This is a genomic window from Mesorhizobium sp. KACC 23794 (assembly GCF_052180275.1).
Taxonomy (GTDB): Bacteria; Pseudomonadota; Alphaproteobacteria; order Rhizobiales; family Rhizobiaceae; genus Kumtagia.
In genome coordinates this window covers 6,170,262-6,186,202 of sequence record NZ_CP197465.1, presented here as the reverse complement: position 1 = coordinate 6,186,202, position 15,941 = coordinate 6,170,262, and the positions used below count along the sequence as shown (strand labels likewise).

Sequence of the window (15,941 nt, the reverse complement as noted above, 5' to 3'; positions counted from 1 at the left end):
TGCGGCCGGACCCTCCCCTCAAGGGGGAGGGAAACGCTGGCGCCCTCATCGCATCACCGCATGGCAGCGCGCGGCGTGCCCCGGCGAGACGATCGCGTTGGGCGGCGGTGTTGCGCGGCACGGCGCGAAGGCGCGGTCGCAGCGGGCTTCGTAGACGCATCCGGCGGGCGGCGCCATCAGGCTCGGCAGCGAGCCCGGGATGGTCGGCAGCCTGTCCAGCCTGTCGTGAAAGCGCGCCGGGTCGCAGGCGAGCAGCGCCTGCGTATAAGGGTGGCGCGCGTCGTGGAAGATCGCGTCGACGTCGCCGCCTTCCACCACCTCACCGGCATACATGACATAGACCCGGTCGCAGAGCTCGGCGATCACGCCGAGATGGTGCGAGACGACGATAATGATGCCGTTGAAGGCGCGCCTGAGCTCCCGCAGCAGGTGGATGATCTGCGCTTCCATGGTGACGTCGAGCGCCGTGGTCGGCTCGTCGGTGATCAGCAGGCCGGGATCGGTGAGCAGCGCGGCCGCGATGGCGACGCGCTGGCGCATACCGCCCGACAGTTCGTGCGGATAGCTCGCCATGCGCCGCTCGGCGTCCGATATGCCCACCTTGCCGAGCATGTCGGCGATGCGGGCCTTCTTCTCACGGCGGCTCAGGTCGCGGCGGTGATGCTGGAAATCGACGAGCTGGTCGCCGATGGTCAGCACAGGGTTGAAGGCTGTCATCGGGTCCTGGCCGACCAGCGCGATCTCGTCGCCGCGCAGCATGCGCTGGCGGTGGGCGCCGAGCGTTACCAGGTCGACGCCGTTGTAGAGGATCGAGCCGTCGACGCGCGCATTGGCCGGCAGCAGGTTTGCCAGCGCGGTTACGAGCGTGGACTTGCCGCAGCCGCTCTCACCGACGATGCCGATGACCTCGCCGGGGCTGGCCGCGATGTCGACATGGCGCAGCGCATGCACGTCGCCGTTGGGCGTATGGTAGCGCACGCTGAGGTCGCGGGCGGCGAGCGAAGCGGTCATGCGGGCCGCCCCGCTTTCAGCCGCGGGTCGAGATAGTCGCGCAGGCCTTCGCCGAGGAAGGTGAAGCCCAGCGTGGCGAGCACCAGCGGCAGGCCGCCGAAGATGACCATGAAGGGCGCCGAGTGGATCGAGGTGTAGCCGTCATAGAGGATGGAGCCCCAGGACGGCGTCGGCGGCCGCACGCCGAGGCCGAGGAACGACAGCCCGGCCTCGACCATGATCACCACGGGAATGTCCATCGACAAAAGGATGATCAGCGGGCCGACGACATTGGGGAGCAGGTGGACTAAGATGATGCGCGCCGGTCCGGCGTCGAGCAGCCGTTCGGCCATGATGTAGTCGCTGTTCTTCAGCGCCAGCGTCTGGGCGCGGATCAGCCGGGCGTAGTTTGGGAACGAGGTCGCGGCGATGACGATGATCAAGGTGCCGGTGCCGGCGCCGAGCACGGTGATGATGGCCAGCGCGAACATGATCGTCGGCAGTGAGTTCAGGCTGTCGAAGGTCAGCACCAGGATCGCGTCGAGCCAGCGCGGCCCGTAGCCGGCGATCAGACCGAGCAGCAGCCCGATCATGCCGGCGATCGCCACCGAGACCATGGCGATCAGCAGCGCCGTGCGTGCGCCGTAGATGACGCGGGAAAGCAGGTCGCGGCCGAGATGGTCGGTGCCGAACCAATGTGCTGCCGACGGCGGCTGCAGCTTGTGCAACACGTCGATCCTGGTCGGCGAATAGGGCGCAAGCCATGGCGCGAAGGCTGCGGTGACCAGGAAGGCGACGACGAGGACCAGCGCGATGCCGGTGATCGGATCGGCCAGCAGCGCGCGCAGCACCGGAAACCGTCGCCGGCCGCTGTAGGAGGCGCCAACCTCAGCCACGGAAGACATCGCGCACCCTCGGGTCGAGCCGCGCGATCAGGAGATCGGCGGCGATGGTGATCGAAACGTAGATGGCGGTCATGATCAGCACCGTGCCCATCACGACCGGATAGTTGCGGGTGTTGACGGCATCGGTGATCAGCTTGCCGATGCCCGGCCGCGCGAACACCGCCTCGACGAACACCGCGCTGGACAGGATGGCGCCGAGGCCGACGGCGACCAGCGAGATGGTTGGGATGATGGCGATGCGCAGCGCATATTTGGAGACGATCTTCCATTCCGGCAGGCCGAAGGAGCGCGCCGTGCGGATGTGCGGCTCGCCCATCACCTCCATCATAGAGGCCCGCACCATGCGTGCGATGTAGCCGATCCAGCCGAGCGCGATGGCGAGCGCCGGCATGATCAGCGCCTTGGCCTGGCTGACGAAGTTGCCGGCTTCGCCCGCTCCAATCGCCGGCAGCCAGCGCAGCGTGACGGCGAAGAGCAACAGCGAATAGATAGCGACGAGGAAGGACGGCACGGCGATGACCGCGACGGAGGCCACGCCGATCACCGTGTCGGCGGCGGTGCCGCGCCGCATCACCGACAGGCAGCCGAGCGGCACACCGATGATGAGCGCGGTTGCGAGTGCCGCCACGCCGAGGATCAGCGTGTTGGGGAGCGCCTCCATCACCAGTGTCGAGACCGGCCGGTTCGACCACACATCATAGCCGAGATTGCCGGTCAGCGCGTTGCGGAAGAACTGGAAGATCTGCACCCAGACCGGCTGGTCGAGGCCCATGCGCTCGGTCAGCATCTGCTTGAGTTCGGGCGTGGCGCGAGGACCGAGCGCGACGGTCGCCGGATCGCCGGGGACGAGGAAAACGGCCGCATACATGGCGACCATGACGAAGACGAGGATCAGGAGACCGAGGCCGATGCGCTTGACCGCGTAGGTGAGCATCGTCTCCCGCTCCCTTCAGGCGAAGTCGCGCCTGATGCGCTTCGTCGCCGAGGCGCTGTGCACCAGTCTGCCCCGTTCTCGGGCCTCCAGACGCCAGCTCAGAGTGAAATGCGTCTCGTCGGCCGTCAGTTCGGTATGCGCGATGCTTTCCGTGTCGGCCTCCCCGCTGGCGATGGCCCAACGGTACTCCGTCACCAGCGTTGCCGAAAGCGGATCGTCGGCATGGATGCTCATGACGTCGGTGTTGGCCGAGGCCACGGTGATGCCGCGGTCGTCATAGCGCGTTCGGCCGTGATCGGAGGTCAGGGTGATCGTCTGCAGGCCGCTGCCGACGTCGTCGGTGACGATGCGACGGTCGAAGCCTTCCTCGAAAACGGTGGTTGGCACCGGCGGGGCGGTCTCGGCTCCTTCGAAGCGAACCTCTTCGTCGCGCGGCGATGGTGGACGGACGGGCAGCGTCAGCGCGCTTTCTCCGGCCATGACCGTCAGTGTCGCGAGTTTTGGCTGCGGCCAGAGGATCGGCCAGTACTGGTTGGACAGCGCCAGCCTGATGCGGTGACCCTTCGGGATCGTGCGGCCGAGATCGTTGAGTTTCAGCCGGACGCGGAACGGGGTGCCGACCGGGCACGGCGTCGGATGCTCATGGCTGTCGCGGTGGCTGAGATTGAGCACGCCATAGGTCATCAGCGCCGAGGTACCGTCGGGATAGACGTCGCACAATCGGGCCGCGAGATTGACATGCGGCTCATCGACCGTGACGAGGAGGTCAATCTCCGGCGCGCCGAGCAGCGTCAAATCCGCGTCGAGCGGGGGTGTGTCGAAGCACAGCGCCAGCCCGTCCTCGCGGCGCTGGTCGGTCGCCATGTCCGGGCAGCTTCCGCCATAGCCGCCCCAGCGGCCGCAATCGCGCCCGGCCGTGGCGGGCGAACGGATGGAGCGGGTTCCGCCCGCCACAGCCTCTATCTCGAGGCCAGCAGCGTTCAGATGCAGCGTCCGGCGCTCGATGCGCGGCGACGGCCATTCCTCTTCGCCCGCCCAGGAGCCGGCGTGGTCCGGCAGGTAGAAGGGTCTTGGCCGCTCCTCGCCGGTGATCCAGGCGCGATAGAGCGGCTCTTTCATGATGCCGGTGTCCTCGCCGCCGAGCCAGTGCTTCCACCAGCGCAGTGCTTCCTGGAGATAGCCGATCAACGGACCGGGTGCACCGCGGCAGGGATAGGCGTGCGACCACGGCCCGACGATGCCGAGTTTTGGGCCGGGAAGGTTTTCCAACAGCCGCGCGACAAAACTCTTGTAGGAATCCTCCCACCCGCAGACCGCCATGACCGCGCATTCGATCGCTGAAAAATCCTCGCACACCGAGCCCTGCTTCCAATAGGCGTCCCGACGCTGGTGGGTAAGCCAGATCTCCGACAGCGACCGCGTCGTCTTCAGCCGCTCTTCCCACATACCGCGCCAGGTGCCGCCGACGATCTGCGGGTCGGGCGCCATCGACTTCTTCACCAGCATGAAGTTCGACCACATCTCCTGCTCGGTCAGCAGCGCGCCGCCCATGTAGTGGATGTCGTCGGCGTAGCGGTCGTCGGTGGCGCAATGGGTGATGATGGCCTTCAGCGCCGGCGGCCGGCGCGCCGCCACCTGCAGCGCATTGAAACCGCCCCACGAAATGCCGGTCATGCCGACATTGCCGTTGCACCACGCTTGAGCGGCGAGATGACCGATGATCTCGACCGCGTCCTCCTGCTCGCGCGGCAGATATTCGTCGGCGAGGTCGCCACCGGAATCGCCGGCGCCGCGTATGTCGATGCGGGCATAGGCGACGCCGTGCCCGGCCATCCAGGGATGCATGTCCAGGTCGCGGGCCACGGTGCCGTCGCGGCGGCGATACGGCACCATTTCGACCACCACCGGCACCTTGGCCTCGGTGACCGGGCGCCACAGCGTGGCGGCGATCGGCGTGCCGTCTGCCAGCACGATCCAGTGTGGATCGGTCGTCTCGACCTCAAAAGGGAATTCGGTTCGCACCACGGCGGGAATGTCCCGGAAACGCCTTGTTGAACGACCGTACAACAAGGCGTTTCCGGGAGCAACCCGACTTGCGGGGGATTTATTCTGTTTCCCGGCGAAAGGTCGTCGATCTGCCAGTGCCGGCCGGCCTCGCTATGCCAAATCGCCGCAGGCGATCATTGTCAAACAACGGCCGGAGAGGCGATGTAGTCTCCAGGGGACGAGGCCTCACGGCGGTTGATTTTTAAGCAGATGTTAAGGGGCCGACAGGATAGGTTCCGGCATTCCGCCGCGGCTCGTTTTTGCTCCATGAGGCACGGGTGAACACCTCGGACGCTGAGATAGACCCCGGGCTGATGCGCATGCTGACGGCTGCTCTCGGAGCAGGGCAGGCGGGCGTCTGCCTGTGCGACGAGAATGACGACATCCGCTACGTCAACGAGACGTTCCGCAATACGTTCTTTCCCGACCTGCGCGAGTTGCCCGTCAACTTCGTCGACGCCATGGCCGAAGCCATCGCTTCCGGCCGCGGCATCAGGCTACAGTCGATGACCCTCGATGTGTTTGTCCCGCGCATAAAGCAGCGCCGTCGGATCGGGGCGCCGCGCTTCAACTTCTCGGTCGATATCGTCGACGGGTCATGGTGGTGGGTCAACGACTGCCGGCTCGACAATGGCTGGGTCCTGGCGGTGGCTACCGACATCACGACGTTGAAGAACGAGGAAAGCCGGCTGCGCGACGCGCATGCGGACGCGCTGCACGCGGCGGAGACCGACGTGCTGACCGGGCTTCCCAACCGCAGGAGCGGCATGGCGACGGCCGACGCGGCGCTGAACGAGTTTCGCGCCAACCGGCTGCCGCTGACCTTCGCCATTATAGACCTCGACCACTTCAAGTTCATCAACGACACCTACGGCCATGTGATCGGCGACGAGGTGCTGGTGCATTTCGCCAAGGCGCTGGTCGGCAACATGGGCTCTCGCGCCAAGGTCAGCCGGCTTGGCGGCGAGGAGTTCCTGGTGGTGATGCCGGAGACCTCGCCGTCGCGCGCCGCGCAGTTCCTCGACCTCTTCATGCGCTCGCTGCGGCCCTATGAGGAGACGCCGGCGCATCCGGCGGTGCATTACAGCTTTAGCGCCGGTGTGGCCTCGGCCAGTCCCGGCGACGACCTCAAATCGCTGTTCAGCCGGGCCGACCTCGCCCTCTACGCCGCCAAGAAGAACGGCCGCGGCCAGATCCACATCGACCGCGCCGCGTCCAATGTCGCGTAGCGGCGGGCCGCCGCCGCAAGGCGATAGTGCTAGAAGGTCTTGGCGCCGTTGACCATGAGGCGGACCGCGTAGAGCGAGGTCGTGCCGCAGATGTAGAGCACGTTGCGCTTCGGCCCGCCGAACACGCAGTTGGCGACGATCTCGGGCACCTTGACCTTGCCGATCAGGGTGCCGTCGGGATCGTAACAGTGGACGCCGTCGGCGGCACTGGTCCAGATGCGGCCATCGGAGTCGAGGCGAAAACCGTCGAACAACCCCGCCGTGCACTCGGCGAAGACCCGGCCGCCGGAGACCTTTCCGGCCGTGTCGACGTCGAAGACGCGCATATGCGCGGGGTTGTGCGCACCGTGGGTGCGGCCGGTGTCGACCACGTAGAGCTGGCGCTCGTCGAGCGAAAACGCGATGCCGTTCGGCCGCACCATGTCGGTGATGACAGCCTCGACCGCGCCAGTGCCGGGATCGACGCGGTAGACGTGGCAGGCGCCGACCTCGCTCTCGGCCTTGTCGCCTTCATAATCGGTGTCGATGCCGTAGGCCGGATCGGTGAACCAAATCGAGCCGTCGGAGCGCACCACCACATCGTTCGGCGAATTCAGCCGCTTGCCGTTCCACCGGTCCGCGATGGTTGTGACCGAGCCGTCGAACTCCGTGCGGCTCACCCGTCGGCCACCATGCTCGCAGGTCACCAGCCGGCCTTGCCGGTCGACGGTGTTGCCGTTGGTGTTGCCGCAGGGCTCGCGGAAGACGCTGACGCTGCCATCGGTCTCGTCGTAGCGCAGCATCCGGTTGTTCGGGATATCCGACCACACGACATAGCGGCCGGCCGGGAAGTAGGCCGGGCCCTCCGCCCAGCGGCATCCGGTGTAGAGTTTCTCCACCTGCGCGGTACCGTTGAAGAGGCGCGCGAAGCGCGGATCGAGAATTTCGTAATAGTCGGCGGCGGCCATGGTCCCCCCTTTGCTGTTGCGATCGGCGCGATGCGCCAGTCGCCTCTACGGCGACGCTCTCTCCCTGCCTCGCCCGCGAACGGCCAAGGCCCGCAGGATGTTCACGAGATTGGGCCGGCTTGCAAGCGGCAAACGAGACGCGGCAACATCGATTTTCACATCCCCGCGACGCCAGGGGCCGGTGGCGGACGCAGGGCCGCCGAAAGGAACAAGGCCTGGCCGGGCTCCGCTCACAGGCAGGCGCTGCGGACACCGGAATCGCAGAGGTTCATCGCCGTCGACCGCGCCTGGCGGTGGTCGAGACTGACGACCATCGACAGGATGGCGCCAAAGCAGATCACGATCATCAGGACCGCGCCGATACGCAAGGCATACATTGGCATTCCCTCGAATTGGACATGCCTTATTTTCGCCACCGGACCTGAACCGCGGCCGGCCGGCCCGTTCAGCCTCGGTTTAAACACCTTTATGAAAAGTTAAATCGAATGCTTTTGTCCCGCTCCACGCGGTTCCGGCCGGCGGAACACCCTCGCGGAACCGCCATTTGCCATTCCGCGCGCCCGGTCTTATGTCTTGCGGCCAAGTTCCTCCGGGCCGAAACACATCATGGCGCGTGCCTTCCTTTTCGTTCTCGACTCCTTCGGCATCGGTGGCGCGGCCGATGCCGGGCGCTTCGGTGACGCCGGTTCGGACACGCTCGGCCATATCGCGCGGGCCGCGGCTTCCGGCGGCGCCGACCGCGCGGGCCTGCGCAGCGGCCCGCTGGCCTTGCCTGTCATGGCCTCGCTCGGCCTCGGCCATGCGGCCCGCGTCGCCACCGGCGAGGACCCGTTCGCGGCGACTGATGTCGACCTCGCGGACGGCGCGTTCCACGGCTCGGCGCAGGAACTGTCGAACGGCAAGGACACGATCACCGGGCACTGGGAGATCGCCGGAGTGCCGGTGCCCTTCGCCTGGGGCTATTTTCCCGATACCGTGCCTGCCTTTCCGGCTGAACTCGTCGAGGCGATCGTGCGGGAAGGCGATCTTCCCGGCATCCTCGGCAATTGCCATGCCTCCGGCACCGAGGTCATCGAGCGCTTCGGCGAGCAACATGTGCGCACCGGCAAGCCGATCTGCTACACCTCCGTCGATTCCGTCATCCAGATCGCCGCGCATGAGCAGCATTTCGGCCTCGAACGTCTCCTCCAGCTCTGCAAGACCGTGCGAAAGCTGGTCGACCCGCTGAATATCGGCCGCGTCATCGCCCGGCCTTTCCTCGGCGAAACCGCCGCCACGTTCGAGCGCACGCCCAACCGAAAAGATTTTGCGGTGCCGCCGCCGGAGCCGACCATTCTGGACCGCGTCGTGGCTGCCGGCGGCCGCACGCTGTGCATGGGCAAGATCGGCGACATCTTCACCCATCGCGGCGTCAGCGAGGTGAGAAAGGCGGCCGGCAACCTGCGGCTGTTCGACAAGACGCTTGTCGCCATGGACGACGCCCGCGACGGCGATTTCATCTTTGCCAATTTCGTCGATTTCGACACCGAGTTCGGACACCGGCGCGACGTCGCCGGTTATGCGGCGGCGCTCGAGGCTTTCGACCGCCGCCTGCCGGAAGCGATTGCAAAACTCGGGCAGGGCGACCTGCTGCTGCTCACCGCCGACCACGGCTGCGACCCGACCTGGCGCGGCACCGACCACACGCGCGAGCGCGTGCCGATCTTCGGCATGGTGCCGGGCGGTCGCGGCGGATCGGTGGGGCTGCGCAAGACCTATGCCGACATCGGCGAGACGGTGGCCGCGCATCTCGGCCTGGCCGAGGGCCGTCACGGCACCTCTTTCGCGGGGACGATCGCCGCGCATGCCTGAACTGCCGGAAGTCGAGACGGTGCGGCGTGGGCTGCAGCCGGTCATGGAGGGTGCGCGGATCGACAGGGTCGAACTGCGCCGCAAGGATTTGCGTTTTCCCTTCCCGGATCGCTTCGCCAAAAGGCTGGCCGGCCGGACCATCCAGGGGCTCGGGCGGCGGGCCAAATATCTCGTCGTCGATATCGATGGCGGCCCGTCGCTCATCTGCCATCTCGGCATGTCCGGCTCGTTCCGCATCGAGCATGACGGCGACCCGGCGGCCGTGCCCGGGCAATTCCATCACGAGCGCTCGAAATCTGCGCTGCACGACCACGTCGTATTCCACCTCGTCACGCCTTCGGGCCAGGCCGCGCGCGTCATCTACAACGACCCGCGCCGCTTCGGCTTCATGCTGTTCGCCGAGGACGGCGCCGCCAACCATCCGATGCTTTCCGGCCTGGGACCCGAGCCGACCGGCAACGCGCTGCACGGCGCGCTGCTGCGCGAACTGCTTGAGGGACGGATCGCCCCGCTGAAGGCCGCCCTGCTCGACCAGCGCACCATTGCCGGCCTCGGCAACATCTATGTCTGCGAGGCGCTGTGGCGGGCAAGACTGTCGCCGATGCGCGCCGCGGGCACCATCGCCGTGAAGGGCAAGCAGGCGGTTGCGCGCGGCGAGGCGCTGGCCACGGCGATCCGCGCGGTCATCGCCGAGGCGATCGAGGCAGGAGGATCGTCGCTGCGCGACCATATCCAGACGGACGGATCACTCGGATATTTCCAGCATTCCTTCTCTGTCTACGACCGCGAGGGCGAACCTTGCCCGCGTCAAAGCTGTGGCGGCCACGTCGAGCGCATCGTCCAGTCCGGGCGATCGACCTTTTACTGCCGAACCTGCCAGAAGTAGACTGCCAGCCTTACCAACGGAGAACCACCATGGCCTACGAGACCCTCATCGTCGAGACGCGCGGCAAGGTCGGGTTGATCACCATCAACCGCCCCAAGGCGCTGAACGCGCTGAACAGCCAGGTGCTCTCGGAACTTCTGGCCGCGGCGCGCGCGTTCGAGGCCGATCCGAAGATCGGCGCGCTGGTGCTGACAGGCTCGGAAAAGGCCTTCGCGGCAGGGGCCGACATCAAGGAGATGCAGTCCCGCACCTATGTGGAGATGTATCTCGCCGACTTCTTCAGCGGCTGGGAGGATTTCACCCGCCTGCGCAAGCCGGTCGTCGCGGCGGTGGCCGGTTATGCGCTGGGCGGCGGCTGCGAGCTTGCCATGATGTGCGACTTCATCATCGCCGCCGACACCGCGAAATTCGGCCAGCCGGAGATCACGCTTGGCGTCATTCCCGGCATGGGCGGCTCGCAGCGGCTCACCCGCTTCGTCGGCAAGTCGAAGGCGATGGATATGTGCCTCACCGGCCGCATGATGGACGCCGCCGAGGCGGAGCGCTGCGGGCTGGTGTCGCGCCTCGTTCCGGCGGGCGAACTGATCGAGGAGGCGCTGAAGGCTGCGACGAAGATCGCCGGCTTCTCGCTGCCCGCCGTGATGATGACCAAGGAGGCGGTCAACCGCTCCTACGAGACGACGCTGGGCGAGGGGCTGCGTTTCGAGCGGCGGCTGTTCCACTCGCTGTTTTCCTTCGAGGACCAGAAGGAAGGCATGGCGGCCTTCGCCGAAAAGCGCTCGGCAAACTTCCAGAACCGGTGAACGTGCGGGTTTCCGGAAAGCCTGAAGAACGAGCCGAAACGGCGTTGACGGAATTGGAAAGCTCGATTATAAGCCGCGCCAGTCAGGACGGCCTATGGCTGCCCGGAATTTTTTTGTGCTTCGAGCGATCTCGCTCGGGCGCTCATCACTGAGACACGAAAGAGGCATCATGGCCAATACATCTTCGGCCAAAAAGGCTACGCGCAAGATCGCCCGCCGGGCCGCGATCAACAAGAACCGCCGCTCGCGCGTCCGCACCTTCGTGCGCAAGGTCGAAGAGGCGCTGGCCTCCGGCGATCAGGCTGCCGCGGCCGCCGCTTTCCAGGTGGCGCAGCCCGAATTGATGCGCGCCGCCACCAAGGGTGTGCTGCATCGCAACACTGCATCGCGCAAGGTTTCGCGCCTTGCGCAGCGCGTCAAGGCTCTCTCCGCCTGACATAAAGTCATCCTTTCGATCGACGATCCGACCCGGCCTTTCAGGCCGGGTTTTTCTTTGTTCCGAACGCCGCGCCGTGCTGGTGCTCGCATGTGCCGGGGGTTCCCCAGCGGCATGCCCGGGAAGTGCCTTCGTGCGTTTCGATTTTTCCTGCGCCGGCCTGTTCCAGCAGGCCCGTTCACAAATATGAAACAGGCCGATCTTTAAGGAAAATCAATTATTTGGGCAGATGTTATCCACAGGTTGTCCGTATCTGTCGAGCCGGCTTTCGGGCTTGCGTTTTTGTCAAGAAGATTATTTCAGAATATTTCGCCGGCGCGCTGTTTGCAGATCGATTCGGATAAGATTTTGAATCACAAGGCATTGGTTTCGACAATCCACCTGATAGCGCCCCAAAACGGAGTTTTCGTTGCCGGCAAAGTTTAAAAAACAGTTACGCCGTCCCTTGCGAGCCCCCCCTTGGGTTCGGTAATGTCTGCCCATCGACAAGACGGGCTCATAGCCAACCAATCCTGACAGAAGCGGCGGGACTGTGCCACGGGTGTTCTTCGTGGGCCGGGAAGGTGTGCGTCTTTCGAACGACTGACGAGTGGGTTGCACAGGCGTCACAGACGAGTTCGCTCCGGTCCTGGCCGGAGGGAGGTGTTTATTGCCGCGTGGTGAAAGCGCGGAACGGCGGGGCCACGGGCCCCGGCGGCGGAGAAGAAGCGGTAAGCGCGGCGGCGCGCGGACCTTACGAGGAGCGCCGTGTGGGTGAGGGTCCACGCACGGCAGCGAAGGAGACGAGGTGGATCAAATGCACAGCAGCGTCGAAGGGAAGGCCAAGACCGGCTTTCCTTTGCCCATAAATCTCATCGAGGGGAACAAGATGACTGCATCCAGCGGCGTGGACGGCGTGTTCGAACGAGTGAAGACGCAGTTGAAGGCGCGGCTGGGAAGCGATGTCTATTCGAGCTGGTTCGCTCGCATGAAGGTTGCAGAGGCGTCCAAGGGGATCGTGCGCATCTCTGTGCCGACGGCGTTCCTGCGCTCGTGGATCAACGGCCATTATCTCGACCTGGTGCTCGACCTCTGGAAGCAGGAAGACCCGGACGTGCTCAAGGTCGAATTCGTGATCAGGACGGCGACGCGTACGGCGCCGGCGCTGGCCGACGGCGAGGCTGGCGGATCGCGCAAGGCGGCCCGCCAGGTGCATTCCACCCTGTCGGCCGGCACGACCAGCCTGAACATCATGGATCGCGACGCCGGCAAGCGCGTGGCCCCGGCGGATGGCGACGTGAAGAGCAGCGTGCTCGGCTCGCCGCTTGATCCGCGCTATACGTTCGAGTCCTTCGTCGAGGGTCCGTCCAACCGCGTCGCGCTGGCGGCTGCCAAGGCCGTTGCGGAATCGGCGTCACGCTTCAACCCGCTATTCCTGCATGCGTCGGTCGGCCTCGGCAAGACCCATCTGCTGCAGGCGATCGCGGCTGAAGCGGTGCGCCAGAACGGCAAGTCGCGTGTCGTCTATCTGACAGCGGAATATTTCATGTGGCGTTTCGCCACCGCCATCCGCGACAACAATGCGCTGACGCTCAAGGAGCAGCTGCGCGACATCGACCTCCTGATCATCGACGACATGCAGTTCCTGCAGGGCAAGTCGATCCAGAACGAGTTCTGCCATCTGATCAACATGCTGCTCGATAGCGCCAAGCAGGTGGTGGTCGCGGCCGACCGTCCACCGGCCGAACTGGAATCGCTGGAACCGCGCGTCCGCTCGCGGCTCATCGGCGGCGTTGCGCTCGAAATGTCGGCGCCGGACTTCGCCATGCGGCTCGGCATGCTGAAGATGCGGCTTGCCGCGGCAAAGGCGGAAGATCCGGCGGTCGACATCGCCGACGACGTGCTCGACCATATCGCCCGCACGGTGACCGGCAGCGGCAGGGAACTCGAGGGCGCGTTCAACCAGTTGCTGTTCCGGCAAAGCTTCGAGCCGAACATCTCGATCGACCAGATCGACGACATCTTGCGCCATATGTACCGGTCGAGCGAGCCGAAGCGGCCGCGCATCGAGGACATCCAGCGCATCGTGGCGCGCCACTACAACGTGTCGAAGACCGAGCTTCTGTCCAACCGGCGCACCCGCACCATCGTCAAGCCGCGGCAGATCGCAATGTATCTGGCCAAGGTGATGACCCCGCGCTCGCTGCCGGAAATCGGCAGAAGGTTCGGCGGCCGCGACCACACGACCGTGCTGCATGCGGTCCGCAAGATCGAGGGCCTGTCAGGCGACGACAATTCGCTGGCCCAGGAACTGGAACTGCTGCGGCGGCTTATCAGCGACCAGGCCTGACCGGCGGAACGGCCGATCCGGCAAAGGTTTTCCACAGAGCCCGCGGATCGGCCTGCAAGCCGGTTCGCGGGCTTGCCTTTGCAGGTCTTTTGCTGTCAGTTTGAAGCAGATTCCCGCCAAAGTCGGATGGCGTGGGGGATGTTTCCACCGACGTGCCGTTGATAAGAAATTCGAGCCTGTTTCGTCATGCGTGTAATCCTCGAACGTTCCAATCTGCTGAAGTCCCTGAACCACGTGCATCGCGTGGTGGAACGGCGCAATACCATCCCCATCCTCTCCAACGTCATGCTGGTGACCGAAGGCAACAGCCTGGAGATGAAGGCGACAGACCTGGATCTAGAGATCACCGAGGCAACCCCGGCGCAGGTCGAGCGCGCCGGCGGCACGACCGTGCCCGCGCACCTTCTCTACGAGATCGTGCGAAAGCTGCCGGAGGGCGCGGAGGTCATGCTGCGCACCGACGACGACGGCAACGCCATGACGGTGGCGGCCGGGCGTTCCAGCTTCCGCCTGCAATGCCTGCCGCAATCCGATTTCCCACAGCTGACGGCGGGTTCGTTCTCCCACATCTTCCGGATCGACGCCGCGGCGCTGAAGAAACTGATCGACAAGACGCAGTTCGCCATCTCCACGGAGGAGACACGCTATTATCTCAACGGCATCTACCTGCATGCGGTCGAGAGCGGCGGCAAGCTGAAGCTGCGCTCCGTCGCCACCGACGGCCACCGCCTGGCGCGGGCCGAGATGGACGCACCGGCGGGTGCGGAGGGCATGCCCGGCATCATCATCCCGCGCAAGACCGTCAACGAATTGCAGAAACTGGTCGACGTGCCGGACATGGCGGTGGCGACCGAACTCTCCGACACCAAGATACGCTTCACCATTGGCGGCGTGGTGCTCACCTCGAAGCTGATCGACGGCACCTTCCCCGATTATCAGCGCGTCATCCCGACCGGCAACGACAAGCGCCTGCTTATCGACCGCGAAAGTTTTGCGCGCGCTGTCGACCGCGTGTCGACCGTGTCGTCCGAACGCGGACGCGCCGTGAAACTGTCGATCGGCGACGGGCTGGTGACGCTTGCCGTCAACAATCCGGATTCCGGCAGCGCCACCGAGGAACTGGCCGCCGACTATTCGTCGGATCCGATGGAGATCGGCTTCAACGCCAAATATTTGCTCGACGTCGCCGCCCAGCTCGGCGGCGAGAATGCACGCTTCATGCTGGCCGATTCCGGCTCGCCGACGGTGATCCACGACACGGCCGACGAGGATACGCTCTACGTGCTCATGCCGATGCGCGTCTGAGCGGGACCGACCGCCGAACACGATGTCCGACCAACCGGCGCGGGTTCGCCTCACCAGGCTGCGCCTGACAAATTTTCGCAATTATGCGTCGCTCGACCTCGCGCTCGAGCCGCGGCCGGTGGTGTTTTCCGGCGACAATGGCGCGGGGAAAACCAACCTGCTGGAAGCGATCTCGCTGCTGGCGCCGGGCCGCGGCCTGCGCCGCGCCACTTATGAGGAGATCGCGCGCGAGGGCAGCGACGGCGGCTTCGCCGTGTATGCGGTGCTCGACGGCGCTTTCGGAACGTCCGAGATCGGCACCGGAACGGCGGGCTCGCTTTCACCCGAGGGCGGGCGAAAAATCCGCATCAACGGTGCGCCGGCGAAAGGCGCCGATGCCCTGCTCGAATGGGTGCGCGTCGTGTGGCTGACGCCGGCCATGGACGCGCTGTTCACCGGCCCGGCGGCGGACCGCCGGCGCTTCCTTGACCGCCTCGTGCTGGCGATCGATCCCGGCCACGGCCAGCGGGCGCTGGATTATGAGAAGGCGATGCGCGGCCGCAACCGCCTGCTGGCGGAAGACAGCCGCGACTATGGCTGGCTGTCGGCGATCGAGGCGCAGATGGCCGAGACCGGCGTGGCGATCGCCGCCGCGCGGGTCGAACTGCTGGGGCTGCTCGCGGCGATGATCGAGCGCATGCCCGGCGACGGGCCTTTCCCGCAGGCCGACATCGCATTGTCGGGAACCGTCGAGGGCGCCGTTTCGAAAAGCGCCGCCACCGAGGTCGAGGAGACCTACCGCCGGAGGCTGGCCGAAGGCCGCGCCGGCGACCGCGCGTCGGGCCGCACGCTGGAAGGCCCGCACCGGTCCGACCTGCTGGTGCGCCACCGGCAGAACGACATGGCGGCGGAATACTGCTCGACCGGCGAGCAGAAGGCGCTGCTGGTCGGCATCGTGCTTTCGCATGCGCGGCTCGCCGGCGAGATTTCCGGCCAGGTGCCGCTGGTGCTTCTGGACGAGATCGCCGCGCATCTCGACGTCCGCCGCCGCGCCGCGCTGTTTTCGATCCTCGAAGACATCGGCTGCCAGGCCTTCATGACCGGCACCGAAAGCGCCCTGTTCTCCAGCCTCGCCGGTAGGGCGCAGTTTCTGACGGTCGACAAGGGGCAGGTGTTCGAGGCCGAGGGATAGCCGGATTCCGGCGTATCGTTCGCAATGCGCGTCTGCAATGCCGGCCCGCCACCTGACACGGCGGCCTGCCAGGTCCGCCGACCGGGATCGAGGTCACGGCGCGGGCAGC

General features: G+C 65.8%; 14 protein-coding genes. 8 read left to right on the top strand and 6 right to left on the bottom strand.

Annotated elements, in window-relative coordinates:
• Positions 1-45: 45 nt before the first annotated feature.
• The 4 genes from ACSBOB_RS29950 to ACSBOB_RS29935 are packed head-to-tail and all read right to left on the bottom strand — an operon-like array spanning position 46 to position 4,851.
• Complete coding sequence (locus ACSBOB_RS29950) at positions 46-1,011, bottom strand: ABC transporter ATP-binding protein (RefSeq protein WP_442579662.1); 966 nt, start codon at positions 1,009-1,011, stop codon at positions 46-48.
• On the bottom strand, positions 1,008-1,895 hold the full coding sequence (locus ACSBOB_RS29945) for an ABC transporter permease (RefSeq protein ID WP_442579661.1): 888 nt from the start codon (positions 1,893-1,895) through the stop codon (positions 1,008-1,010). The genes ACSBOB_RS29950 and ACSBOB_RS29945 overlap by 4 nt, the downstream gene beginning before the upstream one ends.
• A complete protein-coding gene (locus ACSBOB_RS29940; RefSeq protein ID WP_442579660.1) occupies positions 1,879-2,829 on the bottom strand; it encodes an ABC transporter permease in 951 nt (316 codons plus the stop codon). The genes ACSBOB_RS29945 and ACSBOB_RS29940 overlap by 17 nt, the downstream gene beginning before the upstream one ends.
• 15 nt (positions 2,830-2,844) lie before the next feature.
• Complete coding sequence (locus ACSBOB_RS29935) at positions 2,845-4,851, bottom strand: CocE/NonD family hydrolase (RefSeq protein WP_442579659.1); 2,007 nt, start codon at positions 4,849-4,851, stop codon at positions 2,845-2,847.
• Between the two features lie 302 nt (positions 4,852-5,153).
• On the opposite strand from ACSBOB_RS29935, the gene ACSBOB_RS29930 reads away from it, so the two are divergent.
• Positions 5,154-6,104: a GGDEF domain-containing protein gene (locus ACSBOB_RS29930; protein ID WP_442579658.1), complete on the top strand. Its 951-nt coding sequence runs from the start codon at positions 5,154-5,156 to the stop codon at positions 6,102-6,104.
• 29 nt (positions 6,105-6,133) lie between these two features.
• Here ACSBOB_RS29930 and ACSBOB_RS29925 read toward each other — a convergent pair whose 3' ends face one another.
• Both ACSBOB_RS29925 and ACSBOB_RS29920 read right to left on the bottom strand, forming a co-directional pair.
• Complete coding sequence (locus ACSBOB_RS29925) at positions 6,134-7,051, bottom strand: SMP-30/gluconolactonase/LRE family protein (RefSeq protein WP_442579657.1); 918 nt, start codon at positions 7,049-7,051, stop codon at positions 6,134-6,136.
• 230 nt (positions 7,052-7,281) lie between these two features.
• Positions 7,282-7,428: a hypothetical protein gene (locus tag ACSBOB_RS29920; protein ID WP_442579656.1), complete on the bottom strand. Its 147-nt coding sequence runs from the start codon at positions 7,426-7,428 to the stop codon at positions 7,282-7,284.
• A 229-nt stretch (positions 7,429-7,657) separates the two neighbouring features.
• Between ACSBOB_RS29920 and ACSBOB_RS29915 the strand changes: the two genes are divergently transcribed.
• From ACSBOB_RS29915 to recF, 7 genes are all read left to right on the top strand, one after another.
• Entirely contained in the window at positions 7,658-8,902 is a 1,245-nt protein-coding gene (locus tag ACSBOB_RS29915) for a phosphopentomutase (RefSeq protein WP_442579655.1), read from the top strand.
• Entirely contained in the window at positions 8,895-9,788 is an 894-nt protein-coding gene (mutM, locus tag ACSBOB_RS29910; RefSeq protein WP_442579654.1) for a bifunctional DNA-formamidopyrimidine glycosylase/DNA-(apurinic or apyrimidinic site) lyase, read from the top strand. Before ACSBOB_RS29915 ends, mutM begins: the two co-directional genes overlap by 8 nt.
• 29 nt (positions 9,789-9,817) lie before the next feature.
• On the top strand, positions 9,818-10,591 hold the full coding sequence (locus tag ACSBOB_RS29905) for an enoyl-CoA hydratase (RefSeq protein WP_442579653.1): 774 nt from the start codon (positions 9,818-9,820) through the stop codon (positions 10,589-10,591).
• Between the two features lie 169 nt (positions 10,592-10,760).
• Positions 10,761-11,027 (top strand): 30S ribosomal protein S20, encoded by a 267-nt coding sequence (rpsT, locus tag ACSBOB_RS29900; protein WP_442579652.1) that lies wholly within the window; start codon positions 10,761-10,763, stop codon positions 11,025-11,027.
• 868 nt (positions 11,028-11,895) lie between these two features.
• On the top strand, positions 11,896-13,356 hold the full coding sequence (gene dnaA, locus ACSBOB_RS29895) for a chromosomal replication initiator protein DnaA (protein ID WP_442579651.1): 1,461 nt from the start codon (positions 11,896-11,898) through the stop codon (positions 13,354-13,356).
• Positions 13,357-13,542: 186 nt separating this feature from the next.
• Positions 13,543-14,661: a DNA polymerase III subunit beta gene (dnaN, locus tag ACSBOB_RS29890; protein ID WP_442579650.1), complete on the top strand. Its 1,119-nt coding sequence runs from the start codon at positions 13,543-13,545 to the stop codon at positions 14,659-14,661.
• 22 nt (positions 14,662-14,683) lie between these two features.
• Positions 14,684-15,832, top strand: a complete 1,149-nt coding sequence (recF, locus tag ACSBOB_RS29885; protein ID WP_442579649.1) for a DNA replication/repair protein RecF — start codon at positions 14,684-14,686, stop codon at positions 15,830-15,832.
• Positions 15,833-15,941: the final 109 nt, after the last annotated feature.